Source organism: Streptomyces sp. NBC_00158, assembly GCF_045160885.1.
Taxonomy (GTDB): Bacteria; Actinomycetota; Actinomycetes; order Streptomycetales; family Streptomycetaceae; genus Streptomyces.
The window spans coordinates 3,473,262-3,495,741 of sequence record NZ_CP108161.1; the positions used below are offsets into that span (position 1 = coordinate 3,473,262).

A 22,480-nucleotide genomic window follows, 5' to 3' on the forward strand; every position below is an offset into this window, starting at 1 on the left:
GCGCATCGAGGACCTGTGGAGCAGTTGGTTAGCTCGCCACCCTGTCAAGGTGGAGGTCGCGGGTTCAAGTCCCGTCAGGTTCGCAGAAACGTCAGGGCCCGCTTCCCGCAAGGGATGCGGGCCCTGACGCGTATCCGGGTGCCGGTCGGGCGCGTGGCACCGGCGGGCCGGGCGGGTCTCCCCCGCCGCACGATCGCCCCGGGCCCACAGTGCCGCTGTGCGGCCTCCTGAGGGGCCCCGGCGCCCCCTCGGCGCTTCCCGGTCCACCGACGCGGCCCGCGGCCCTTACAGGGGCCCTTCAGGGGGCCGGATGGACACACCGCCCAGAGGGGAGAAATCCCCCGTACGCGTGAGGCGCTCTGCACCGGACCTCCCTTTACGGGGGGCATTGCCGGATGTACAAGAGTTATCAGCTGTGACGGGAGTCACCACACGAGTTTTTGAGACTCGCACGTTTATCGGACCCCTACGCATGCTCGATTTAATATGTGCAATGGCACCTACCCCGCCGGCGTCCGGGCACGACGGCTCTCCGGACCCCCAGGTTCCCGCGCGGGGATGCCCAGGACATAAAAAGATCGCGCTGGACCCGGCGGAGTCCAGCGCGATCGAACGGCAGTGAGCCTGTTGGGGCAGGCCCAGCCGATGAAGCCATGTGGGTTTCATCGGATTGGGGGATCCGACACGTACCCGTTAATGCGGTGTTGCTGCGGGACCTCAGGCCTCGCTGCGCTGCTGCGGAATTCCCGCGAGCAGTGCGCGAACCTCGGCCTCGCGGTAACGGCGGTGTCCACCCAGGGTGCGGATGGACGTGAGCTTGCCAGCCTTGGCCCAGCGGGTGACCGTCTTCGGGTCCACGCGGAACATGGTGGCGACCTCAGCCGGGGTCAGCAGCGGCTCGGCATCAGGGGTGCGAGCGGTCATGAGCGGCCTCCTCGGGAGAACCGAACCATCTCGGTTCTTTCCTCTAAATTCTGCACCTTGGCCCGCGTTGCCCGAAATGGACATACGCAGGCCGAGTCGGTTATAGGACGAACGGCTTGTCCTCGGCACTACAACTACACCATCCGTCCAGCCTCGACGGCCAAACCGATGGAATTGCCCTCCGAGGTGTTCATCAGCGGCGGAAGCCGATGGACCGTCCCATAACGGACAGTCACCCCACTGTGACGATCAGTCACAGAGCGATCAGGAGTCGTCAGACCCCCCATAGAGTGCAATACCGAGCATTCCGCCCAAAGTTGGGTGGAAGGAACCCTCCCCGGACTCCTTGTCCTATTTTGGCACGAGGGTAGGGGATGGGCGCAAGGGTGTGGATAGTGCGTTCCGTCACGCTTGGGCCAATGGCCCGTATCGGGACGTAGGTCCTGGAACTAAGACCCTAATGCGGTGATCGAACCCCTGATCTGCGTATTGTGACTGATCGGCCGATGACAACCGATACGGGCGATACGCGAGGGGTCCGAACGGGTACCGAACGGGATTCGTACATGATCCCCACCGGCCCCCGGTTCCGAAAGGCCCAAAGCCCCCCTAGTTCGCGAAGAGCCTCTCCCGGACCGCCCGCCACCGCAGCGAGAGCTCCCCGTACACCTCCGAGGCTCCCTCCCGGTCGCCCGCCCGCAGGGCCGCGAGCCCCTCCGCCAGGTCGCGGGCCGACCGGTCCCCGGCCAGGCCGTCAGCCGGCAGCGCGTGCAGCAGCCCCCCGTAGTCCAGTTCGACCATCGAGCGCGGATGGAACTCCTCCAGCCAGCTCCCGACCTCCACCAGCCCGTCCGCCAGCGGCCCGTAGCCCCGGCCCTCCTCCGCGCGCAGCGTCCGCAGCGCCCGCGCGAGGCGCCGCCGGGCCTGCACCATCGGCGTCCGGTAGCGCAGCCGTTCGCCCGGCAGGTACTCCCGCTCCTCGTCCGCCACCAGCACGAACCAGCGCAGCGGGACCTGCCACACCCCGGTCCGGATCCACGGCCTCGCGTCCGGGTTCCGCTCGCGCCACGCCTCGTACGCCTCGACCGCCCTGCGCCGCTGCGCCGGCGGCAGCGCCGCGTCCAGCACCGGGCGCGGGAACTCGGCGACCAGCTCCTGCAGGGCCAGCCAGCCGCGCAGCCGGGTCCGCCAGGGGCACACCAGCAGCACCCCGTCCCGTTCCGCCGTGAAGGCGTCCCCGCTCTCGTGCGCCGGGACCCCGACCACGGGGACCCGTACCAAATCGGAGAGCGAGCGGCGCAGTTCGTCCTGGGCCGTCGGGGCGGTCCCGCGCCGGGCGTACGCGGCCCAGTGCGTGCGCTCGGGCTCCGCGAACGCCGCCAGGGGCTCGTACACGCGCAGGTAGGAGGCGTACGGGACGGCCGGCGCGGGCCGTGGGGATTCGCTCACGCACCGGTCCTCCCCTTTTTGGCGCTCCGGCTCACCTCCGGGGCCGGGGTAACCCGGGAGTGTTCCGATCCCCGGACAGGGGGTACCCCCGCGCGCCGCAGGTCTTACTCTGCTCCCAGTGCGCCCTCCCCCACCCACAGGGCGGGCGTCTTTCCGCCGCATCTCTTCCATGGGAGTCACCACCGTGACCGAAATGACCGACGGCGTCCTGCACACCCTGTTCCGTTCGGAGCAGGGCGGCCACGAGCAAGTCGTGCTGTGCCAGGACCGAGCCACGGGCCTCAAGGCCGTCATCGCCATCCACTCCACCGCCCTGGGCCCCGCCCTCGGCGGCACGCGCTTCCACGCGTACGCCTCGGACGAGGAAGCCGTCCGCGACGCGCTGAACCTCTCGCGCGGCATGTCCTACAAGAACGCCCTCGCCGGTCTCGACCTCGGCGGCGGCAAGGCCGTGATCATCGGCGACCCGTCCACCCTCAAGAGCGAGGAACTCCTGCTGGCCTACGGCCGGTTCGTGGAGTCGCTCGGCGGCCGTTACGTCACCGCCTGCGACGTCGGCACTTACGTCGCCGACATGGACGTCGTCGCCCGCGAGACCCGCTGGGCCACCGGCCGCTCCCCCGAGAACGGCGGCGCCGGCGACTCCTCGGTGCTCACCGCCTACGGCGTCTTCCAGGGCATGCGCGCCAGCGCCCAGCACCTGTGGGGCGACCCGACGCTGCGCGGCCGCAAGGTCGGCGTCGCGGGCGTCGGCAAGGTCGGCCGCCACCTGGTGGAGCACCTGCTGCAGGACGGCGCCGAGGTCGTGATCACGGACGTCCGCGAGGAGTCGGTCCGCGAGATCCTCGACAAGCACCCCGGCGGCAAGGTCACCGCGGTCGCCGACACCGAGGCCCTGATCCGCGTGGAGGGCCTGGACATCTACGCCCCCTGCGCGCTCGGCGGAGCCCTGAACGACCACTCCGTCCCGGTCCTGACCGCGACGGTCGTCTGCGGTGCGGCGAACAACCAGCTCGCCCACCCCGGCGTGGAGAAGGACCTCGCGGACCGCGGGATCCTCTACGCCCCCGACTACGTGGTCAACGCGGGCGGTGTCATCCAGGTCGCCGACGAGCTGCACGGCTTCGACTTCGACCGGTGCAAGGCGAAGGCCTCGAAGATCTTCGACACCACGCTGGCCATATTCGCACGTGCGAAGACTGACGGGATCCCGCCGGCCGCGGCGGCCGACCGGATCGCCGAGCAGCGGATGTCCGAAGCCCTCGCGGAGCGCGCCGCGGCACGCAAGGCGTAGTCCTCCGGGACCCGCCGGAGCGCGGCGAGACGGAACTCACTGCGCTTCGGCGGGTCGGCGGCCAGGAAAGCGTTAAAATCGCAGCTGACCAGCGAGTACGGGGTGCCCCGCTGGTTCTGTGGAGAGGCGCGTCATGCGGGCGGCGTACCGTATGGCCGCGGAAGCAGGTACCGTTAAACCCCTACGGACGGTCTCTCCACGGAGAGCCCGATCCGAACCATGAACGCGTGTCAGACTCTGGGGCCGTCGAGCCCCGTCACCGAGGGGGTCGAGCCATGGGGCGCGGCCGGGCCAAGGCCAAGCAGACAAAGGTCGCCCGCCAGCTGAAGTACAACAGCGGCGGGACTGACCTCTCGCGTCTGGCCAATGAGCTGGGCGCATCGCCGACAGAGCCGCTGCCTATCAGCGCGCCGGTCGAAGTCGATGACGATCTGGACGACGACGACCCGTACGCGAAGTACGCGGATCTGTACGACGATGACGACGAGGACGAGGACGAGCAGTCCGGCCCCTCGGCTCACCGTCGCGGGGCTTGACGCACCGATCCTCTGTTCACGGCGTGCGTACCGCAGGCTGACTGAACTCGTTCCACATGTGCCGAAACCCGGTCCAGGGCATTGCCCCGGACCGGGTTTCAGTGCTGCTCAGACCGCGTAGCTCCCGGTCAGGGTCGCGCCCTCGGCGTGGTCGCCCCGGTCGAGGATCTCCCCGGCGACCCAGGCCTCGACGCCCCGGTCGGCGAGGGTGGTCAGGGCCACGTCCACCGACTCCTGCGGGACCACGGCCATCATGCCGACGCCCATGTTGAGGGTCTTCTCCAGCTCCAGCTGCTCGACGCTGCCGGCCTTGCCGACCAGGTCGAAGATCGCGCCGGGCGCCCAGGTGGAGCGGTCGACGGTGGCGTGCAGGTGGTCCGGGATGACCCGGGCGAGGTTCGCCGCGAGGCCGCCGCCCGTGATGTGCGAGTACGCGTGGACCTCGGCCGTCCGGGTGAGGGCCAGGCAGTCCAGCGAGTAGATCTTGGTCGGCTCCAGCAGCTCCTCGCCGAGGGTGCGGCCGAGCTCCTCGACGTGCTGGTCCAGGGACATCCCGGCCCGGTCGAAGAGGACGTGCCGGACGAGCGAGTACCCGTTCGAGTGAAGGCCGGACGAAGCCATCGCGATGACGGCGTCCCCCGTACGGATGCGATCGGCGCCGAGGAGGCGGTCGTACTCGACCACACCGGTGCCGGCGCCCGCGACGTCGAAGTCGTCCGGTCCGAGCAGGCCCGGGTGCTCGGCGGTCTCGCCGCCGACGAGGGCGCAGCCGGCGAGGACGCAGCCCTCGGCGATGCCCTTGACGATGGCGGCGACGCGCTCGGGGTGGACCTTGCCGACGCAGATGTAGTCCGTCATGAAGAGCGGCTCGGCGCCGCAGACGACGATGTCGTCCATGACCATGGCGACCAGGTCGTGGCCGATGGTGTCGTAGACGCCCAGCTGGCGGGCGATGTCCACCTTGGTGCCGACGCCGTCGGTGGCCGAGGCCAGCAGGGGGCGCTCGTAGCGCTTGAGGGCGGAGGCGTCGAAGAGGCCGGCGAAGCCGCCGAGGCCGCCGAGGACCTCGGGGCGCTGCGTCTTCTTCACCCACTCCTTCATCAGCTCGACGGCGCGGTCGCCCGCTTCGATGTCGACGCCGGCGGCTGCGTAGCTGGCCCCGGTGGTCTTCTCTGTCATGACAGGCGAGAGCTTTCGTGTCGTTGCTGCGTGTGGTGCCGGGCCCCGGGAGAAGCCTCAAAGACAGGGCGCGGCGCAGGTGGAGCCGGGCCGGCCCGGGAAGGGCCGGCCCACGGGCCTACGGGCGGCGGAGCGCGTCGGCGGCGTCGGTGCCGCCCGCGAGCTCGTTCTCCAGGAGCTGCTTGCCCAGGAGCTGCGGGTCGGGCAGCTCCATGGGGTACTCGCCGTCGAAGCAGGCACGGCAGAGGTTGGGCTTCTGGATGGTGGTCGCCTCGATCATCGAGTCGAGCGAGATGTACGAGAGCGAGTCCGCGCCGAGCGACGTGGCGATCTCGTCGACCGTCATGCCGTTGGCGATCAGCTCGGCCCGGGTGGCGAAGTCGATGCCGAAGAAGCACGGCCACTTCACCGGCGGGGAGGAGATCCGGATGTGGACCTCGGCCGCACCGGCCTCGCGGAGCATCTTCACGAGGGCGCGCTGGGTGTTGCCGCGGACGATCGAGTCGTCGACGACGACGAGGCGCTTGCCCCGGATGACTTCCTTGAGCGGGTTGAGCTTGAGGCGGATGCCGAGCTGGCGGATCGTCTGCGAGGGCTGGATGAAGGTCCGGCCGACGTAGGCGTTCTTGACCAGGCCGGATCCGTACGGGATCCCGCTGGCCTCGGCGTATCCGACCGCGGCGGGCGTGCCGGATTCCGGCGTCGCTATCACCAGGTCGGCCTCGACCGGGGCCTCCTTGGCAAGGCGACGGCCCATCTCGACGCGCGAGAGGTAGACGTTCCGGCCGGCGATGTCGGTGTCCGGGCGCGCCAGGTAGACGTACTCGAACACGCAGCCCTTGGGCTTCGCTTCTGCGAAGCGCGAGGTGCGCAGGCCGTTCTCGTCGATCGCGATGAGCTCGCCCGGCTCGACCTCGCGGACGAAGCTGGCTCCGCAGATGTCGAGGGCGGCGGTCTCGCTCGCGACCACCCAGCCGCGCTCCAGGCGGCCGAGGACCAGCGGGCGGATGCCCTGCGGGTCACGGGCGGTGTAGAGGGTTCCCTCGTCCATGAAGACCAGGGAGAAGGCGCCCTTGACCTGGGGGAGGACCTTGGCGGCCGACTCCTCGATGGTCAGGGGCTTGCCGTCGTCGTCGGTCTGGCCGGCGAGGAGGGCGGTGACCAGGTCGGTGTCATTGGTGGCGGCCACCTGGGTGGCACGGCCGTCCTGACGGGGGAGGTCGGCGACCATCTCGGCGAGCTCGGCGGTGTTCACCAGGTTGCCGTTGTGACCCAGGGCGATGGAGCCGTGGGCGGTCGCCCTGAAGGTGGGCTGAGCGTTCTCCCAGACGGAGGCTCCGGTGGTCGAGTAGCGGGCGTGACCGACCGCGATATGACCTTGGAGGGATCCGAGGGAGGTTTCGTCGAAGACCTGGGAAACGAGGCCCATGTCCTTGAAGACGAGGATCTGGGAACCGTTGCTCACAGCGATTCCCGCGGACTCTTGTCCGCGGTGCTGCAGTGCATACAGTCCGAAGTAGGTGAGCTTGGCGACCTCTTCACCCGGAGCCCAGACACCGAAGACGCCGCAAGCGTCCTGGGGGCCCTTCTCGCCGGGGAGCAGGTCGTGGTTGAGTCGTCCATCACCACGAGGCACGCCACCGAGTGTAGGCGAGATCGACCACTGGTCCGAATTGGGGACGGCCGGGAAATCTCACAGCACAGAGGGTGACGGGGCGGCCCCGTCTCGTATTCCGATCACTTTGTTGACAGATACGAGGCAATTCGTACAGGCTCTCGCCCCATGCAGCCTCTCGGTGACCGTGCCGTCACCCTCGTCGAGCGCCGCCACGTAGACCTGGTCCGTGTCGCGAGCGCCATCTGTCGCTGTTCTGCGTAGCCACAACTCTTTCTCCTTTTTCCTGATTTCGCTCGCCCAGCCCCGCCCTGCCGTGCCGCGCGCCGTTGCGCGCCCGCCCGGGGAAGGGGTCGCCGGGCCGCGCCTTGGAGTTCTCGTGTCTTCGTACAACAGCAAGCTGTCCCGCCGTGCCTTCGGGGGCGCCGTCGGAGCGACCGCGGCCACCGCCGCCGTGGGGCTGGGCGCCGCTCCGGCGCAGGCCGCCGACGGCCGTGCGGCAGGCCCGGAGGAGCGCGAGTTCCGCGCCGCCCGGGGCCGGCAGTCGCGCCGTCCGAACATCCTGTTCATCCTCGGGGACGACCTCGGCTGGGCCGACCTCTCCTCGTACGGCTCCCCGCACATCAAGACCCCGAACCTGGACCGGCTCGCCCGCCAGGGGGTCCGCTTCACCGACGCCTACTCGGGCTCCGCGACCTGCTCCCCGACCCGTTTCAGCCTGTACACCGGGCGCTACCCGGCCCGTACCAGGGGCGGTCTGGCGGAGCCGATCGCCGACAAGTCGGCGGGCCTGGACCCGACTCACCCGACGCTGGCCTCGCTGCTGAAGGAGGCCGGGTACGCCACCGCCCTGATCGGCAAGTGGCACGCCGGCTACCTGCCCGACTACAGCCCGACGAAGTCCGGCTGGGACACCTTCTCCGGGAACTTCGGCGGGGCGCTGGAGTACTACTCCAAGCTGGGCCTGGGCGGCGAGTACGACCTCTACGAGGGCGACGCCGCGTACAAGGACCTGCGCTACTACACGCGGATCATCACGGAGCGGGCGAGCGAGTACGTCTCGCGCGACCACGGCGGCAAGCCCTGGCTGCTGAACCTGAACTTCACCACCCCGCACTGGCCGTGGATCGCCGACGGGGACACCGCCGAGAGCGCCGAGATCGTCCGCCGGATCAAGGCGGGCGACGCGCGGGCCCTGTGGCACCAGGACGGCGGCTCGGTCGAGAAGTACAAGCAGATGGTCGAGGACCTCGACCGGTCGGTCGGCGAGGTCCTGAAGGCGTTGAAGCGCTCGGGCCAGGAGGACAACACCCTGGTCGTCTTCTCCAGCGACAACGGTGGCGAGCGGTTCTCGTACAACTGGCCGCTGTCCGGCAACAAGGCCTCGCTCCAGGAGGGCGGGATCCGGGTGCCGAACATCGTCCGCTGGCCCGACCGGCTGGACGGCGGCCAGGTCAGCCGGGTGCCCGTGTTCAGCCCCGACTGGACCGCGACCCTGCTGGAGGTGGCCGGCACCCGACCGCACCGGGCGTACCCGCTGGACGGGGTGAGTCTGGCCGGATACCTGCTGCGCGGCGAGAAGCCGGCCGAACGGGACCTGTTCTGGCGGGTGCGCGGAGAGCGGGCGCTGCGCCGGGGCGACTGGAAGTACTACCGCGGCAAGTCGGGGCGCGACCAGCTGTTCAACCTGGCCGCCGACCTGCGGGAGCAGGCCGACAAGGCGGCCGTCGAGCCGGCCAGGCTGGCGGAGCTGCGCGGGGCGTGGGAGAAGGTGGACGCCGGTCTGCTGCCGTACCCGGCCTAGGCCGTCTCTTTCGGATCTTGCCGGTCAAGCCCGCGCCTCCCCCAGCTACCGCTGGGAGGGGCCCCCAGGCGCCGTGCATCGGCGCCTTGGCGGGGCGCCGCCGTACTGGACGTACTTGGTGCCCCGCCAAGGCGGCGAGGTGCGGTGCCGGGCGGCGCGGGCCGGGCAAGATCCGGAAGAGACGGCCTAGTCGCCGGGCCGGGCTCACTCCGCGGCGGAGGCCGCCTCCGCTGTGGCGGTGCTGCCGTCGGGGGCGGTCAGCGTGAGGGCGGTGCCCTGGATCTTCCAGGTCAGCGGGCCGGAGCCGAAGAGGGCGGTCAGCGCCCGCTCGACCTCTCCCGCCGGGCCCTCGCAGGCCATCCGGGTGCTGGTCAGCGGGCCGAAGGCCACGGTGGCGCCGTCGACCGTGACCGGGGCGCTGAAGCGGTTGCAGCCGAGGCTGCCGCTCGCCTGCCCCTCGTGGGTGAGGGTGAAGCGGGCCTCCCGGTCGCCGGGGGCGGTGGTCCCGGCGACGGTGCGCACGGTCCAGGCGGTCGCGGTGAGCGGGGCGTCCGGGACGGGCGGCGTGGCGGTGGCGGTCTGCTCGGTCAGGGTGGCGTCGCCGCGGTCCTGCCCGGCCGCGCTGCACGCGGTCAGGGCCAGTACGAGGGCCAGGGCGCCGGTCGTGAGGAGCCTGAGGGTACGCATGCCCCTGGGACGGGCCCGGCGCCCGGCCGGTTCCGTCCCGCTCAGCTCATCAGGGGCAGGAGCCCGGACAGGTCGGCCCGCTCGCCGCTGGCGCTGACGCGGGCGGCGTCCAGTTCCGCGGCCCAGCCGGTACGGCCCGTCGCGAGCCGGAGCCAGGTCAGCGGGTCGGTCTCCACCACGTTCGGCGGGGTGCCGCGGGTGTGGCGGGGGCCCTCGACGCACTGGACCACCGCGAAGGGCGGCACCCGTACCTCGACGGAACCGCCGGGGGCCTTGAGCGCGAGGGCGTCGGCGAGCAGGCGCGTACAGGCGGCCAGGGCCTGCCGCTCGACCGGGATGCCGAGTCCGGTGGCGCGGTTCAGGTCGTCGGTGTGGACGACCAGCTCGACGGTGCGGGTGACCAGGAAGTCGGCCAGGGTCATGTCCCCGATCCACAGGTCCAGGACCCGGCTGCCGGGGTTGGCCTCCAGCGCCGCGGCGAGGCGGGCGCCGGCCCGCTCGTACAGCTCGGGGAGCGGGGCGCCGGTCAGGGTCTCCCGGGCGGCCTCGGAGATCTTCCCGGCGAGGGAGGCGGTGGCGAAGGGCCACTCGGCGGCGGTCAGCTCGGGGACGGCGGCGGGCGGCCGTGCGAGGCCGCCGGCCAGCGAGTCGGCGATCCACGCGACGTGCGCGGCCAGCTCGGCCACGCTCCACTCCCCGAGCCCGCTGGGCCGGGCGAGCTGCTCGGGGGTCAACTCCGCGACGGCCCGGGCCACGTGCCCGAACTGCGCGGTGACCGCGGCGCGGATCTTCGCCTGGTCGTAGGTACGCGGCTTCCTCTTGGCGGGCGGCATGCCCCGACCCTACTGCGGTGCGGGCAGTACGAGTCCGGTGCAGCCGTGCCGCTCGGCCGTCGCGGTGGTGTAGGCCGTGAAGAGCTCGTCCAGCAGCGGGCCGAGCACCCGGTCGTACCGGTAGGCCGTGGTCATGCCGAAGACGGCGGGGCGGCCGCCGCAGTCGGCCGACGCGTACAGGACCCGGTCCTCGCGGCCGGCCTGGCCCGCCGCGATGTCGTGGGGCCCGCGGGTGAAGGGCTTGACCTTCGTGCCGTCCGCGTCGTCCCCGAAGTAGGCGTGGGTCTGCAGCCACCAGGGGTTCGTGAGGAGGTCCGAGGGGCCGCCGGCCCGGACGCCCTCGGCGAGGAGCCCGGCCCGGATCCCGCGCCGCGTGTCCGTGTCGAGCACGAGGACGCAGGACTCCTGCGCGGCCCGCTCCGCCGGCGGGGTGCCGAGGGCCCGGTCGGGCAGCCGCTCGCGGTCCCGGCGGCCGTGCAGGTGGGCCGCGTACCAGGCGCAGCCGCCGGTCGCGCGGTCCGCGGGGCCGAGGTCCCGCCCGGGGGCGGGCAGGTCTGCGGGGAGTTCGGGCGGGGTGGTCTCGCAGCCCTTGCGCTGCGCCGCCCGCACCGCCGCCGTGCGGGCGATGGCGGCCAGTGCCCTGCGGTCGCCGGCGGTCGGTTCCCCGTACCGGGCGGTCGCGGTGGCCCTGAAGGAGGTCACCCCGGCGATGTCCTCGCGGCACGCGGCCTCGACCGTGACGGAGCGCGCGGTGTGGCTGCCGGCCCGCCCGTCCCCGAGGGGAGCGGGGAGCGGCGCGGCGATCCGGCCGGTGACGTCCCCGGTGCGGCGCCCCGGGGTCCACGGGGCGACGGGCTCGTCGTCCGGGTCGAGGACGTGCAGGCCGGGCTGGGGCAGGGAGTGGACCTTGAGGGTGAGGTAGTGGGGCCGGTCCCGCTCTCCGGCGCGGCCGCTGCGCAGTTCGCAGAGGTCGGGCAGGTCGGACGGGTCCAGCCGGTGTCCGTACGCGTCCTCGTCTGCGGAGACCCGGTCCCGGCCGCCGTCCAGCCGCAGCACCGCGTCCGGGTCGGCCAGGTCCGCGCACGCCTGCCTGATCGCCGTACGGCTCTCCGCGCGGTGCTGCCCCGACCGGTGGGCGTCGTACAGGGCCCAGCCGCCGAGGAGTACGCCCGCCACGCCGGCGGTGCAGAACAGCGCGTTGACGGCGTTGCGCCGGCGGCCCCGGTCCGGCAGCGGTCCGCCGCCGGACGGCTCCAGTGGTGCGAACATCCGGGCCTCCTGCGGCGACGACGCGATGCGGGCGACGCTACCAACGGGCGGCCGGGGCGGCCGCGGCAACGACGGGCCCCCGCCCGGAAGGTCCGGACGGGGGCTCGGTCGGAGCGCGGGATCAGGCCAGCAGGCCCGGGATCGTCGCCTCGTGCGCCTCGCGGAGCTCGGCCAGGGGGAGGGTGAACTCGCCCTGGACCTCGATCGCGTCGCCGTCGACCACACCGATGCGGGCGGCCGGCAGGCCCCGCGCACCGCACATGTCGGTGAAGCGGAGCTCCTCGCTGCGCGGAACGGCCACGATGGCGCGGCCCGCGGACTCGGAGAACAGGAAGGTGAACGCGTCCAGGCCCTCCGGGACCACCACGCGCGCACCGTTGCCGCCCTTGAGGCAGGACTCGGTGAGCGCCTGGATGACGCCGCCGTCCGACAGGTCGTGCGCGGCGTCGACCATGCCGTCGCGCGAGGCGGAGATCAGGATCTCGCCGAGCAGCTTCTCGCGGCCCAGGTCCACCTTGGGCGGCAGGCCTCCGAGGTGGTCGTGGACGACCTGGGACCAGGCCGAACCGCCGAACTCCTCGGCCGTGTCGCCCAGCAGGTACAGCAGCTGGCCGGCCTCCGCGAACGCCATCGGCGTACGGCGGTTGACGTCGTCGATCACGCCGAGCACGGCCACGACCGGGGTCGGGTGGATCGCGACGTCGCCCGTCTGGTTGTAGAGGGAGACGTTGCCGCCGGTGACCGGGGTGCCCAGCTCCAGGCAGCCGTCCGCGAGACCGCGGGTGGCCTCGGCGAACTGCCACATGACGTCCGGGTCCTCGGGGGAACCGAAGTTCAGGCAGTTGGAGATCGCCAGGGGCTTCGCGCCGGTCGCGGCGACGTTGCGGTACGACTCCGCCAGCGCCAGCTGCGCGCCCGCGTACGGGTCGAGCTTGGCGTAGCGGCCGTTGCCGTCGGTGGACATGGCGACGCCGAGGTTGGACTCCTCGTCGATGCGGACCATGCCCGCGTCCTCGGGCTGCGACAGCACGGTGTTGCCCTGAACGAAGCGGTCGTACTGGTCGGTGACCCAGGACTTGGAGGCCTGGTTCGGGGAGGAGACCAGGGCCAGGACCTGCGCGCGCAGCTCCTCGGAGGTCGCCGGGCGGGGCAGCGCCCCTGCGTCGTCGGCCTGGAGGGCGTCCTGCCAGGAGGGACGGGCGTACGGGCGGTTGTAGACCGGGCCCTCGTGGGCGACGGTGCCCGGGGGCACGTCCACGATCTGCTCGCCGTGCCAGAAGATCTCCAGGCGCTCGCCGTCGGTCACCTCACCGATGACGGTGGCGATGACGTCCCACTTCTCGCAGATCTCCATGAAGCGGTCGACGTACTGCGGCTCGACGATCGCGCACATGCGCTCCTGCGACTCGCTCATGAGGATCTCCTCGGGCGAGAGCGTCGCGTCGCGCAGCGGCACGGTGTCGAGCTCGACCCGCATGCCGCCGGAACCGGCGGAGGCCAGCTCGCTCGTGGCGCAGGAGAGCCCGGCGCCGCCGAGGTCCTGGATGCCGGCGACCAGCTTCTCCTTGAAGATCTCCAGGGTGCACTCGATGAGGAGCTTCTCCTGGAAGGGGTCGCCGACCTGGACGGCGGGGCGCTTGGTGGGCTTGGTGTCGTCGAAGGTCTCGGACGCGAGGACCGAGACGCCGCCGATGCCGTCGCCGCCGGTGCGGGCGCCGTAGAGGATGACCTTGTTGCCGGGGCCGGAGGCCTTGGCGAGGTGGATGTCCTCGTGCTTCATCACGCCGATGCAGCCGGCGTTGACCAGCGGGTTGCCCTGGTAGCACTCGTCGAAGACGACCTCGCCGCCGATGTTCGCCAGGCCCAGGCAGTTGCCGTAGCCGCCGATGCCCGCGACGACGCCCGGCAGGACGCGCTTGGTGTCGGGGTGGTCGGCGGCGCCGAAGCGCAGCGGGTCCACGACGGCGACCGGGCGGGCGCCCATGGCGAGGATGTCGCGGACGATGCCGCCGATGCCGGTGGCCGCGCCCTGGTAGGGCTCGATGTACGACGGGTGGTTGTGCGACTCGACCTTGAAGGTGACCGCGTAGCCCTGGCCGACGTCGACGACGCCGGCGTTCTCGCCGATGCCGACGAGCATGGCGTCGTTCTCCGGGACCTTCTCGCCGAACTGCTTCAGGTGGACCTTGCTGCTCTTGTAGGAGCAGTGCTCGGACCACATGACGGAGTACATGGCGAGCTCGGCGCCGGTGGGACGGCGGCCGAGGATCTCGCGGATCCGGGCGTACTCGTCCTCCTTGAGGCCGAGTTCCTTCCAGGGCTGGGAGGCGTCCGGGGTCTCGGTGGCGTTCTTTACGGTGTCGAGGCTCATGCGCTGACCAGCTTCTTCAGGACCGACGTGAAGAACGGGAGGCCGTCGGTGCGGCCGGTCCCGATCAGCGGCTCGACCGCGTGCTCGGGGTGCGGCATGAGGCCGACGACGTTGCCCGCGGCGTTGGTGATGCCGGCGATGTCGCGCAGCGAGCCGTTGGGGTTCACGTCGAGGTACCGGAAGGCCACTCGGCCTTCGGCCTCCAGTTCGTCGAGCGTGCGCTCGTCGGCGACGTACCGGCCGTCCATGTTCTTGAGCGGCACGGAGATCTCCTGGCCGGCGGTGTAGTCGCCGGTCCACGCGGTGTCCGCGTTCTCCACCCGCAGCTTCTGGTCGCGGCAGATGAAGTGGAGGTGGTTGTTGCGGAGCATCGCCCCCGGCAGCAGGTGGGCCTCGGTGAGGACCTGGAAGCCGTTGCAGATGCCGAGGACGGGCATGCCGGCCTTGGCCTGCTCGATGATGGTCTCCATCACCGGTGAGAACCGGGAGATGGCTCCGGCGCGCAGGTAGTCCCCGTAGGAGAAGCCGCCCGCGAGGACGACCGCGTCGACCTGGTGCAGGTCCTTGTCGCGGTGCCAGAGCGAGACCGGCTCGGCCCCCGCGAGGCGGACGGCGCGCAGCGAGTCACGGTCGTCGAGCGTTCCGGGGAACGTGACGACTCCGATGCGTGTGGTCACCGTCAGGCCTCGACCTTCACGGTGAAGTCTTCGATGACGGTGTTGGCGAGGAACGTTTCGGCCATCTTGTGGATGCGGTCGAGGGCGGCCTGGTCGACCGGTCCCTCCACCTCCAGTTCGAAACGCTTCCCCTGGCGGACGTCGGCGATCCCATCGAAGCCCAGGCGCGGCAGTGCACGCTGCACCGCCTGGCCCTGGGGGTCGAGGATCTCCGGCTTGAGCATGACGTCGACTACGACGCGTGCCACTGGCACTCCCGATGAGGTGGTTGGTGCGAAGGCGGTTCCATCAGCGTACCCGCCCGAAATTTCTACGCGGGTAGATATCGGTGGGGTCCGAACCTCCCGCCGTTTCGGCTTCACCAACGCTTCGCAAAATCCACCGGAAAACCACGCCCCCGGGATTGCGATCGGACACGCGGGGAGAATTAACTGGGCTTCGCAATTCAATGGGAATCGCGGTACAAAGGAATCAGCCGGGACCGAAACATTTGCCGCTTCGCGGCGGGCACGGTTTGCCGCATTCCTCCGAAACCTCCACACAGGCGACATCACCGCACGTCAGGCGGGCGGCGACGGCGCACGAAGGGACCGATATCCGTGGCGCAGCGCGTAGTAGTCACGATCTCCGACGACATCGATGGCGGAGAAGCGGCGGAAACGGTCACGTTCGCCCTGGACGGTAAGTCGTACGAGATCGACCTCAATGCGGCCAACGCAAAGAAACTGCGGAAGAGCCTGGCCCCCTTCGTGGCCGCCGGCCGCCGCCAGTCCCGCTCGGGGAAGGCCTTCAAGACCACGTCGATCGCACCGGACCCGGCGGTCGTGCGGGCCTGGGCGCGCTCCCACGGGCACGACGTACCGCCGCGGGGCCGCATCCCCAAGACCGTCTACAGCGCGTACGAAGCCGCCCACTGACCGCCCGCCGACCGCCCGGTGGCCGTCCGGTGGCCATCGGGCGGCCGGCCGTCCCGCGGTCCGGCGACCCGGATTTGCCATGCACCCCCTCCGATCGGCTAGTGTGTGGATCACGCCGAGGGGCCAGGCCGAAAGGCAAGAACCCCGAAGTCGTGCGGGTGTAGTTCAGTAGCAGAACACCCCCCTTCCAGGGGGGAGGCGCAGTGTGCAATCCCTGTCACCCGCTCTGCACGCTTTACCGGCCACGGTTGTGGATCAGGTAGAGTAGTGCTCGCATCGCAACGGCCCAGGTCGTAGCAGCATGCGGACGTAGCTCAGTTGGTAGAGCACCACCTTGCCAAGGTGGATGTCGCGCGTTCGAGTCGCGTCGTCCGCTCAGTGAACGAAGGCCCCGATCGGAATCCGATCGGGGCCTTCTTCATTTCCACCTCTTCCCCCTTCCCCCCTTCGTGTTCGTGGCGCGGCTCACACCCGATGACAAATGTCATCGCGGGCCATGACAGCGCGCACTGCTCCGCCCGCCGGTCCGCCGCGAGGCTTGAGCCATGACCACCGACACAGTGATCCAGGCAGAGGAACTGCGCCGCGGCTACGCCGGGGGCTTCGAAGCCGTGCGGGGCGTCACCTTCTCCGTGACCCGCGGCGAGGTCTTCGCCCTGCTCGGCACCAACGGCGCCGGCAAGACCTCCACGGTCGAGCTGCTCGAAGGGCTCGCCGCCCCGACCGGCGGCCGGGTCCGCGTCTTCGGCCTCGACCCCCACACCCGGCGGACCGAGGTCCGCCCGCGGACCGGGGTCATGCTCCAGGAGGGCGGCTTCCCCTCGGACCTGTCGGTGACCGAGACCGTCCGGATGTGGAGCGGGCTCACCACCGGCGCCCGCCCGGCGGCCGAGGTACTGGAACTGGTCGGACTGGCCGCACGGGCCTCCGTACGCGTCAAGCAGCTGTCCGGCGGCGAGCGTCGGCGGCTCGACCTCGCGCTCGCCCTGCTGGGCCGGCCGGAGGTGCTCTTCCTCGACGAGCCCACCACCGGGATGGACCCCGAAGGCCGCCAGGACACCTGGGCCCTCGTACGGGAACTGCGGGCGCAGGGCACCACGGTGCTGCTGACCACGCACTACCTGGAGGAGGCCGAGCAGCTCGCCGACCGCCTCGCGATCCTGCACGAGGGAGAACTGGTCCTCTCCGGCACACCCGCCGAGGTGACCGCCACCCAGCCGTCCCGGATCCGCTTCACCCTGCCCGCCGGGGTCCCGGCCGCCCGGCTGCCGCTGGAGCTGCGCGCGGCGGCCGACGGACAGCAGGCCGAGATCCGCACCGAACGGCTCCAGCACGACCTGGGCGCCCTCCTGAACTGGGCCGACACGGCCGGGGTGGCACTGGCCGGGCTCGACGCCCGCCACGCCTCCCTGGAAGAGGCCTTCCTGGAGATCGCCCGGAACCGGCGCCACTCCGGCACCGGCGCTCTTGCCCACGACGACACGATGGCGGGGACCCGATGAACACCATGACCCTGAACCCCGGCCGGCTCGCCGCACTCGGCCGCTCCGAGGTGACCCTGCTGCTGCGCAACCGGGCCGCGCTGAGCGTGGCCGTGCTGCTGCCCGTCCTGATGGTGTTCGTCCTGCGCTCCTCCGTCGGCGGGGACACCGCGGCCGCCGTCGCCGAGGCCACCCTCACCGGCGGCATCGGGATGGTGCTGCTGCTCGTCGTCTACATGAACCTGGTCTCCGCGTACGTGGCCCGCCGCGAGGAACTCGTACTGAAGCGGCTGCGCACCGGCGAGGCCGGCGACCTGGAGATCCTCGCCGGGACCGCGCTGCCCGCCGCCGCCATCGCCCTCGCGCAGATCACCGCGCTCACCGTGGCCGGCGCCTCGGTGCTCGGCGCCCCGATGCCCGACAACGCGGCGCTGGTGGCCGCCGGCGTGCTCGCCGCGATACCGCTGCTCGCCGGAATGGCCGCGCTCACCAGCACGTTCACCCGCAACGTGGAGACCGCGGGACTGACCACGCTGCCGCTGTTCCTGGCGACGATGATCGGCTCCGGAGTGTTCGCCCCGACCGACAAGATGCCCGACGTGGTGGCCTCGGTGTGCGAACTCCTCCCGCTCAGCGGGGTGATGACACTCGTACGGGCCGGCTGGAGCGGCGGGGTGTCCGGTTACGACCTCCTGGGTGCCGCGCTCACCACGCTGGCCTGGATGATCGTCACGGTGTTTGCTGTCCAGCGGTGGTTCCGCTGGGAGCCGCGCCGCTGACCAGAGCGAAGAGCCGGGGGGACGGGACGTGTCGAAGCTGACCGGGTGGTGGAAGAAGCGCAGCAGCGCGGGCAAGGTCGAGCTGTACACGCGCTGGTCCTTCCACATGTTCGTGCTCATCGAGATCGTGTCCTTCGGGCTGGTCGCCGTCATGTCCACCGAGGACAACGACACTCCGCGACCCCTGGCCCTCGCCGCCCTCGGCGTCGTCGTCGCCCACTCCGTCCTCGTCGGCTTCCTCTCCGCCAGGGCCCTCGACGCCATCTGCGGCCGCCGCGAACGCCCGGTCCGGCTCGCGGTGGTGACCACCGCCGCCACCGCCGCGGCCGTGCTCCTCTTCCTCTTCCTGCGCCGCTTCGGCAGCCTCGACGAATCCGTGGCCCCCGGCCTGGTGGTGGGGGTGACCTGCTTCGGCTGCGGATCCCTCGTCCTCGCCGTGGAGAAGGTCCAGCACATGAAGTACCTCCCTTTGGTCGCGGCGGTCGGGACCGCGGCGACCGTCGCCGCCCTGGGCCTTCCGCTGAACGAGGTCATCGGGTACTTCGTCGGCGTCCTGGTCGCCGGCGTCTTCCTCGCCTTCACCTGCGGGTTCTCCGGCTGGCTGCTGCGCACCGTCTACGAACTCGACCACGCCCGGGAAGTCCAGGCGCAGTTGGCGGTCGCCGAGGAGCGGCTGCGGTTCGGCCGGGACCTGCACGACGTGATGGGCCGCAACCTGGCGGTGATCGCCCTCAAGAGCGAGCTGGCGGTACAACTGGCCCGGCGCGAACGCCCCGAGGCCGTGGACCAGATGATCGAGGTGCAGCGGATCGCGCGCGAATCGCAGCGGGAGGTGCGCGACGTCGTGCGCGGCTACCGGGAGGCGGACCTCTCCGTGGAGCTGGAGGGCGCGCGCGGGGTGCTGAGCGCCGCCGGGATGGACTGCCGGGTCGAGTACGCGACGAACGCGCGCCAGTTGCCGGCCGAGGTGCAGTCGGCCCTGGGCTGGGTGGTCCGCGAGGCCACGACGAACGTGCTGCGGCACGGCGACGCGCGCAGCTGCCTGATCCGGCTCACCGCCCCGGCGGACTCGGACACGGTGACGCTGCTGGTGGAGAACGACGGGGTCCCCGAGACACCCGCCGGAATGCCCGGATCCGGGCTCGCGGGGCTGCGGGAGCGTCTCGCGGCCGTGGACGGGACCCTGCTGGCGGGGCCGGCCGAGGGCGGCCGGTACCGGCTGCGGGCCGAGGTTCCCCTGGACACACGACGAGTGGAGGTGCGGGCGTGAGCCCCGTACGCGTACTTCTGGCCGACGACGAGCACCTGATCCGGGGCGCGCTGGCCGCGCTGCTGGCCCTTGAGGACGACCTCGTCGTCGTGGCCGAGGCCGCCTCCGGGCCGGAGGCCCTCGCCATGGCGCGGGCGCACCGGCCGGACGTGGCGGTGCTGGACCTGCAGATGCCGGGCGCGGACGGTGTGAGCGTGGCCACATCGCTGCGGGCCGAACTCCCCGACTGCAAGACCATGATCGTGACCAGTCACGGGCGTCCCGGGCACCTGAAGCGGGCGCTCGCGGCGGGGGTGCGGGCCTTCGCGCCGAAGACCGTCTCGGCGCAGAGGCTGGCCGAGCTGATCCGCACCGTGCACGCGGGAGGGCGGTACGTGGACCCGGAGTTGGCGGCCGACGCGATCTCCGCGGGCGACTCCCCGCTGACGGCGCGCGAGGCCGAGGTGCTGGAACTCGCGGCGGACGGGGCGCCGATCGCGGAGATCGCGGAGCGGGCCTCGCTGTCCCAGGGGACCGTGCGCAACTACCTGTCCTCGGCGGCGACGAAGCTCGGCGCGGAGAACCGGCACACGGCAGTGCGTCTCGCACGGCAGCGGGGTTGGGTATAGTAGGTCTCGCGCTACGGCGCACAGGCGGACATAGCTCAGTTGGTAGAGCACCACCTTGCCAAGGTGGATGTCGCGCGTTCGAGTCGCGTTGTCCGCTCAGCGAACGAAGGCCCCGATCCTTGATCGGGGCCTTCGTCGTGTCAGCTCCAGGTCTGACCGGTGAGGCGCTCGTAGGCCTCGACGTACTTGGCGCGGGTCTGCGCCACGACCTCCTGCGGGAGGACCGGCGGCGGGAGCTCGCCCTTCGAGTCCCAGCCGGAGGCCGGGGAAGCCAGCCAGTCACGGACGTACTGCTTGTCGAACGAGGGCTGCGTGCGGCCCGGCTGCCACTGGTCGGCCGGCCAGAAGCGGGACGAGTCCGGGGTGAGGACCTCGTCGGCGGCGACGAGCGTGCCGTCCTTGTCGAAGCCGAACTCGAACTTGGTGTCGGCCAGGATGATGCCGCGCTCGCGCGCGATGTCGCGGGCCCGCCCGTACACGGCGAGGGTGGTCTGGCGCAGCAGCGCCGCCGTCTCGGCGCCGGTGGTGCGGGCGACCTCCTCGTAGGAGACGTTCTCGTCGTGGTCGCCGACCTCGGCCTTGGCGGCCGGGGTGAAGATCGGGGCGGGCAGCTCGGAGCCGTCCACCAGGCCCTCGGGGAGGGCGAGGCCGCAGACCGTGCGGGACTGGACGTACTCCTTGAGGCCGGAGCCGGTGAGGTAGCCGCGGGCCACGCACTCGACGGGGACCATGTCGAGGCTCTTGCAGACCAGCGTGCGGCCCTCCCAGTCGGCGGGGGCGCCGGCGGGCAGGTCGGTGCCGAGGACGTGGTTGGGAACCAGGTCGGCGAGCTGCTCGAACCACCAGAGGGAGAGCTGCGTCAGGATGCGGCCCTTCTCCGGGATCTCGGTGGGCAGCACCCAGTCGGCGGCGGAGATGCGGTCGCTGGCGACCATCACGAGGTTGCCGTCCTCGTCGCGGTAGAGGTCGCGGACCTTGCCGGTGTGGAGGTGGGCGAGGCCGGGCACCTGCACCGGCTCGGGCTTTTCGACGAATCCGGGCACGGGGTCTCCCTGTGGTTCTGTACGAGCGCGGGACCATTCTCCCGCACGGGCCCCCGTGCCCCGGCCAGGGGGTGGCTCAGTCCCGCTTGCAGATCCGGTCGAGGAGGTTGGCCGTCGCCCGCTGGACCCGCTCGTCCACGTGCCCGGGGCGGTCGAGCGCGGGGGACCAGGCGAAGGTGCCCGACGCGAAGACCAGGGCGCCGCTCGGGGCCCGGTACAGGGAGGTCTCCTGGTGGCGCTTGGCCCCCTCGCTGTCGAGGTAGGGGGAGTGCGCGAGGAGGATGCGGTCCTGGTGCTCGGGGAGCTGGGTGCGCGGGAAGTACCGGTCGGCCTCGCCGGCCACCAGCCCGTCGAGCTCGTCGTTCTCGGCGGCGCCGGTGGAGTCCCAGAGCCAGTGCGTGGCGTTGCGGACGATCAGAGGCGCGGGCTCGGGGACCCGCCCCGCGTACTGGATGCCGAGCAGCTGCTGCTCGGGGCGGTCGATCTCGCGCCACAGGCTGGGACGGCCGGGGCCGCGGCGTTTTCGGCAGGTCAGGAGCCGGTCCTCGACCCCGGAGGGCGAGGGGGACAGCTCGACCTGCCAGTACATGGTGTTGGCGGAGAGGAAGACGAGGGAGGTGCCGTGGTCGCGGGCGCGCTCCACGGTGCGGCGCATGGGGACCGACCAGTACTCGTCGTGGCCGGGGAAGACCAGGCCCCGGTAGCGGGTCGGGTCGACGCGGCCGGCGTGCAGGTCGCGGGTGTCGGCGTAGGCCAGGTCGTAGCCGTAGCGCTCGGCCCAGCGGATGAAGTCGTAGGCGTGGCCCACGTGCAGGGGCAGGCCGGCGCCCGCGTAGGGGCGGTCGAAGGAGACCGTGATGGCGGCGTCGCGCTCGCCGAGCAGCCGGCCCTGCTCGTCCCAGGCGTGGTAGAGGCTGGCGCCCGTGCGGCCGTCCTCGGGGTAGAGGTTGTAGGCCTGCCAGGTGATGTCCGGGAGCAGCAGCAGGAGGTCGGCGGGGTGGTCGTCGCGGACCGTGAAGGGGATGTGGGAACGGTAGCCGTCGGCGGTGGTGAGGACGGCCACGTAGGCGCCGATGCTCCAGTACGAGGGGACCTGGAGCCGCCAGGAGAGCCACCAGTGGTGGCAGGAGACGGTGCGGTCGGCGGTGAGCGGGGGCGGCTGGACGATGCCCGACAGCCGGGGGCTGGTGGTGATCTTGGAGGCGCCGTCGCCGCCGTAGTGGCCGATCCGGTAGACGTCGACCGAGAACTGCTGGGGCGGGTCGACGGTGATGTGGAAGTCGATGGCCTCGCCGGGGGCGACGGCTCCGGTGGAGGCGAAGCCCTTGATCTGGCGGTGGACGTCGTCGGCGGTGCGGGGGCCGCCGCCCCGGGGGGCCTGGGCGGGGACGCCGGGGTTGCGGCGCCGGTCCCGGCCCTGGTCCTGGTCCTGGTCCTGGCCGGGCGCGGTGACGGCCGGGTCCACGTACCAGGGCACGACCTGGCCGGTGTCGTCGAAGTACAGCTCGCTGCCCCGGAACCAGGGCAGCGGGCCCTGGCCGAAGGGATCGGTCACCGCGTGCGCGAGCGCACCCGACTCCCAACGCCGGATCTGGTCCGCACCCATACCGCTCCCCTCCCTCGCTCCCCCGAACGCGTCTGCTCCACTCAGGTGCGCGGCGGTATTTCGGACACCCATCCGCGACCGGTCCCAAGCACATCACATAACGCACTCACTCCGTCACCGTTCGTCGTGAATTGACCT

21 protein-coding genes and 4 tRNA genes are annotated in these 22,480 nt (G+C 71.5%); 13 read left to right on the forward strand and 12 right to left on the reverse strand.

The window, feature by feature from the left end; translation table 11 throughout:
• Nucleotides 1-9: 9 nt before the first annotated feature.
• Nucleotides 10-83, forward strand: a tRNA-Asp gene (locus OG553_RS15895).
• 634 nt (nt 84-717) lie between these two features.
• Here OG553_RS15895 and bldC read toward each other — a convergent pair.
• Both bldC and OG553_RS15905 read right to left on the reverse strand, forming a co-directional pair.
• Nucleotides 718-924, reverse strand: a complete 207-nt coding sequence (gene bldC / locus OG553_RS15900; protein WP_003949541.1) for a developmental transcriptional regulator BldC — start codon at nt 922-924, stop codon at nt 718-720.
• Nucleotides 925-1,533: 609 nt separating this feature from the next.
• Complete coding sequence (locus OG553_RS15905; RefSeq protein ID WP_405979608.1) at nt 1,534-2,373, reverse strand: hypothetical protein; 840 nt, start codon at nt 2,371-2,373, stop codon at nt 1,534-1,536.
• 184 nt (nt 2,374-2,557) lie between these two features.
• Here OG553_RS15905 and OG553_RS15910 point away from each other — a divergent pair, with 184 nt between their 5' ends.
• Nucleotides 2,558-3,667 (forward strand): Leu/Phe/Val dehydrogenase, encoded by a 1,110-nt coding sequence (locus tag OG553_RS15910; protein WP_405979609.1) that lies wholly within the window; start codon nt 2,558-2,560, stop codon nt 3,665-3,667.
• 275 nt (nt 3,668-3,942) lie between these two features.
• Nucleotides 3,943-4,203, forward strand: a complete 261-nt coding sequence (locus OG553_RS15915) for a DUF3073 domain-containing protein (RefSeq protein WP_405979610.1) — start codon at nt 3,943-3,945, stop codon at nt 4,201-4,203.
• Between the two features lie 108 nt (nt 4,204-4,311).
• On the opposite strand, the gene purM is transcribed toward OG553_RS15915, so the two are convergent.
• Together purM and purF are read right to left on the reverse strand one after the other, a co-directional pair.
• Complete coding sequence (purM, locus tag OG553_RS15920) at nt 4,312-5,382, reverse strand: phosphoribosylformylglycinamidine cyclo-ligase (protein ID WP_405979611.1); 1,071 nt, start codon at nt 5,380-5,382, stop codon at nt 4,312-4,314.
• 118 nt (nt 5,383-5,500) lie between these two features.
• Nucleotides 5,501-7,018: an amidophosphoribosyltransferase gene (purF, locus tag OG553_RS15925; protein WP_389612959.1), complete on the reverse strand. Its 1,518-nt coding sequence runs from the start codon at nt 7,016-7,018 to the stop codon at nt 5,501-5,503.
• Nucleotides 7,019-7,165: 147 nt separating this feature from the next.
• Here purF and OG553_RS15930 point away from each other — a divergent pair, with 147 nt between their 5' ends.
• A complete protein-coding gene (locus tag OG553_RS15930; protein WP_352211348.1) occupies nt 7,166-7,261 on the forward strand; it encodes a putative leader peptide in 96 nt (31 codons plus the stop codon).
• A gap of 115 nt (nt 7,262-7,376) precedes the next feature.
• Complete coding sequence (locus tag OG553_RS15935; protein ID WP_405979612.1) at nt 7,377-8,801, forward strand: sulfatase-like hydrolase/transferase; 1,425 nt, start codon at nt 7,377-7,379, stop codon at nt 8,799-8,801.
• Nucleotides 8,802-9,005: 204 nt separating this feature from the next.
• Here OG553_RS15935 and OG553_RS15940 read toward each other — a convergent pair whose 3' ends face one another.
• From OG553_RS15940 to purS, 6 genes are all read right to left on the reverse strand, one after another.
• Nucleotides 9,006-9,488, reverse strand: coding sequence for an META domain-containing protein (locus OG553_RS15940; protein ID WP_405979613.1), 483 nt, complete (start codon nt 9,486-9,488; stop codon nt 9,006-9,008).
• A gap of 41 nt (nt 9,489-9,529) precedes the next feature.
• On the reverse strand, nt 9,530-10,321 hold the full coding sequence (locus OG553_RS15945) for a sterol carrier family protein (protein WP_405979614.1): 792 nt from the start codon (nt 10,319-10,321) through the stop codon (nt 9,530-9,532).
• Between the two features lie 9 nt (nt 10,322-10,330).
• The gene (locus tag OG553_RS15950; RefSeq protein WP_405979615.1) at nt 10,331-11,590 is read right to left on the reverse strand and encodes a hypothetical protein; all 1,260 of its coding nucleotides are present in this window, start codon (nt 11,588-11,590) and stop codon (nt 10,331-10,333) included.
• Nucleotides 11,591-11,711: 121 nt separating this feature from the next.
• Nucleotides 11,712-13,961 (reverse strand): phosphoribosylformylglycinamidine synthase subunit PurL, encoded by a 2,250-nt coding sequence (purL, locus tag OG553_RS15955; RefSeq protein WP_405979616.1) that lies wholly within the window; start codon nt 13,959-13,961, stop codon nt 11,712-11,714.
• Nucleotides 13,958-14,638, reverse strand: a complete 681-nt coding sequence (gene purQ / locus OG553_RS15960; RefSeq protein ID WP_125594811.1) for a phosphoribosylformylglycinamidine synthase subunit PurQ — start codon at nt 14,636-14,638, stop codon at nt 13,958-13,960. Before purQ ends, purL begins: the two co-directional genes overlap by 4 nt.
• A gap of 2 nt (nt 14,639-14,640) precedes the next feature.
• Entirely contained in the window at nt 14,641-14,886 is a 246-nt protein-coding gene (purS, locus tag OG553_RS15965) for a phosphoribosylformylglycinamidine synthase subunit PurS (protein ID WP_042801325.1), read from the reverse strand.
• 351 nt (nt 14,887-15,237) lie between these two features.
• Between purS and OG553_RS15970 the strand changes: the two genes are divergently transcribed.
• The 8 genes from OG553_RS15970 (at nt 15,238) to OG553_RS16005 (ending at nt 19,790) form a co-directional block, all read left to right on the forward strand.
• The gene (locus OG553_RS15970; RefSeq protein WP_405979617.1) at nt 15,238-15,555 is read left to right on the forward strand and encodes an Lsr2 family protein; all 318 of its coding nucleotides are present in this window, start codon (nt 15,238-15,240) and stop codon (nt 15,553-15,555) included.
• A gap of 154 nt (nt 15,556-15,709) precedes the next feature.
• Nucleotides 15,710-15,781: transfer RNA gene (locus OG553_RS15975), tRNA-Gly, on the forward strand.
• Between the two features lie 77 nt (nt 15,782-15,858).
• Nucleotides 15,859-15,931, forward strand: a tRNA-Gly gene (locus tag OG553_RS15980).
• A gap of 169 nt (nt 15,932-16,100) precedes the next feature.
• A complete protein-coding gene (locus OG553_RS15985; protein WP_405979618.1) occupies nt 16,101-17,057 on the forward strand; it encodes an ABC transporter ATP-binding protein in 957 nt (318 codons plus the stop codon).
• Complete coding sequence (locus OG553_RS15990) at nt 17,054-17,815, forward strand: ABC transporter permease (RefSeq protein ID WP_405979619.1); 762 nt, start codon at nt 17,054-17,056, stop codon at nt 17,813-17,815. Before OG553_RS15985 ends, OG553_RS15990 begins: the two co-directional genes overlap by 4 nt.
• A 28-nt stretch (nt 17,816-17,843) precedes the next feature.
• Nucleotides 17,844-19,085: a sensor histidine kinase gene (locus tag OG553_RS15995; protein ID WP_405979620.1), complete on the forward strand. Its 1,242-nt coding sequence runs from the start codon at nt 17,844-17,846 to the stop codon at nt 19,083-19,085.
• Nucleotides 19,082-19,693, forward strand: a complete 612-nt coding sequence (locus OG553_RS16000) for a response regulator (RefSeq protein WP_401245442.1) — start codon at nt 19,082-19,084, stop codon at nt 19,691-19,693. The genes OG553_RS15995 and OG553_RS16000 overlap by 4 nt, the downstream gene beginning before the upstream one ends.
• 24 nt (nt 19,694-19,717) lie before the next feature.
• Nucleotides 19,718-19,790: transfer RNA gene (locus OG553_RS16005), tRNA-Gly, on the forward strand.
• A 43-nt stretch (nt 19,791-19,833) separates the two neighbouring features.
• Here the strand turns inward: OG553_RS16005 and OG553_RS16010 are convergent.
• Together OG553_RS16010 and OG553_RS16015 are read right to left on the reverse strand one after the other, a co-directional pair.
• Complete coding sequence (locus OG553_RS16010) at nt 19,834-20,736, reverse strand: phosphoribosylaminoimidazolesuccinocarboxamide synthase (RefSeq protein WP_405979621.1); 903 nt, start codon at nt 20,734-20,736, stop codon at nt 19,834-19,836.
• 76 nt (nt 20,737-20,812) lie between these two features.
• Complete coding sequence (locus OG553_RS16015; protein ID WP_405979622.1) at nt 20,813-22,342, reverse strand: N,N-dimethylformamidase beta subunit family domain-containing protein; 1,530 nt, start codon at nt 22,340-22,342, stop codon at nt 20,813-20,815.
• Nucleotides 22,343-22,480: the final 138 nt, after the last annotated feature.

Excerpts from the sequence above, each read along its gene's own strand:
- bldC (WP_003949541.1), bottom strand. The coding sequence starts at position 924 with ATGACCGCTCGCACCCCTGATGCCGAGCCGCTGCTGACCCCGGCTGAG.
- OG553_RS15915 (WP_405979610.1), top strand. The coding sequence starts at position 3,943 with ATGGGGCGCGGCCGGGCCAAGGCCAAGCAGACAAAGGTCGCCCGCCAG.
- purM (WP_405979611.1), bottom strand. The coding sequence starts at position 5,382 with ATGACAGAGAAGACCACCGGGGCCAGCTACGCAGCCGCCGGCGTCGAC.
- OG553_RS15930 (WP_352211348.1), top strand. The coding sequence starts at position 7,166 with ATGCAGCCTCTCGGTGACCGTGCCGTCACCCTCGTCGAGCGCCGCCAC.
- OG553_RS15940 (WP_405979613.1), bottom strand. The coding sequence starts at position 9,488 with ATGCGTACCCTCAGGCTCCTCACGACCGGCGCCCTGGCCCTCGTACTG.
- OG553_RS15945 (WP_405979614.1), bottom strand. The coding sequence starts at position 10,321 with ATGCCGCCCGCCAAGAGGAAGCCGCGTACCTACGACCAGGCGAAGATC.
- OG553_RS15950 (WP_405979615.1), bottom strand. The coding sequence starts at position 11,590 with ATGTTCGCACCACTGGAGCCGTCCGGCGGCGGACCGCTGCCGGACCGG.
- purL (WP_405979616.1), bottom strand. The coding sequence starts at position 13,961 with ATGAGCCTCGACACCGTAAAGAACGCCACCGAGACCCCGGACGCCTCC.
- OG553_RS15985 (WP_405979618.1), top strand. The coding sequence starts at position 16,101 with ATGACCACCGACACAGTGATCCAGGCAGAGGAACTGCGCCGCGGCTAC.
- OG553_RS15990 (WP_405979619.1), top strand. The coding sequence starts at position 17,054 with ATGAACACCATGACCCTGAACCCCGGCCGGCTCGCCGCACTCGGCCGC.
- OG553_RS16015 (WP_405979622.1), bottom strand. The coding sequence starts at position 22,342 with ATGGGTGCGGACCAGATCCGGCGTTGGGAGTCGGGTGCGCTCGCGCAC.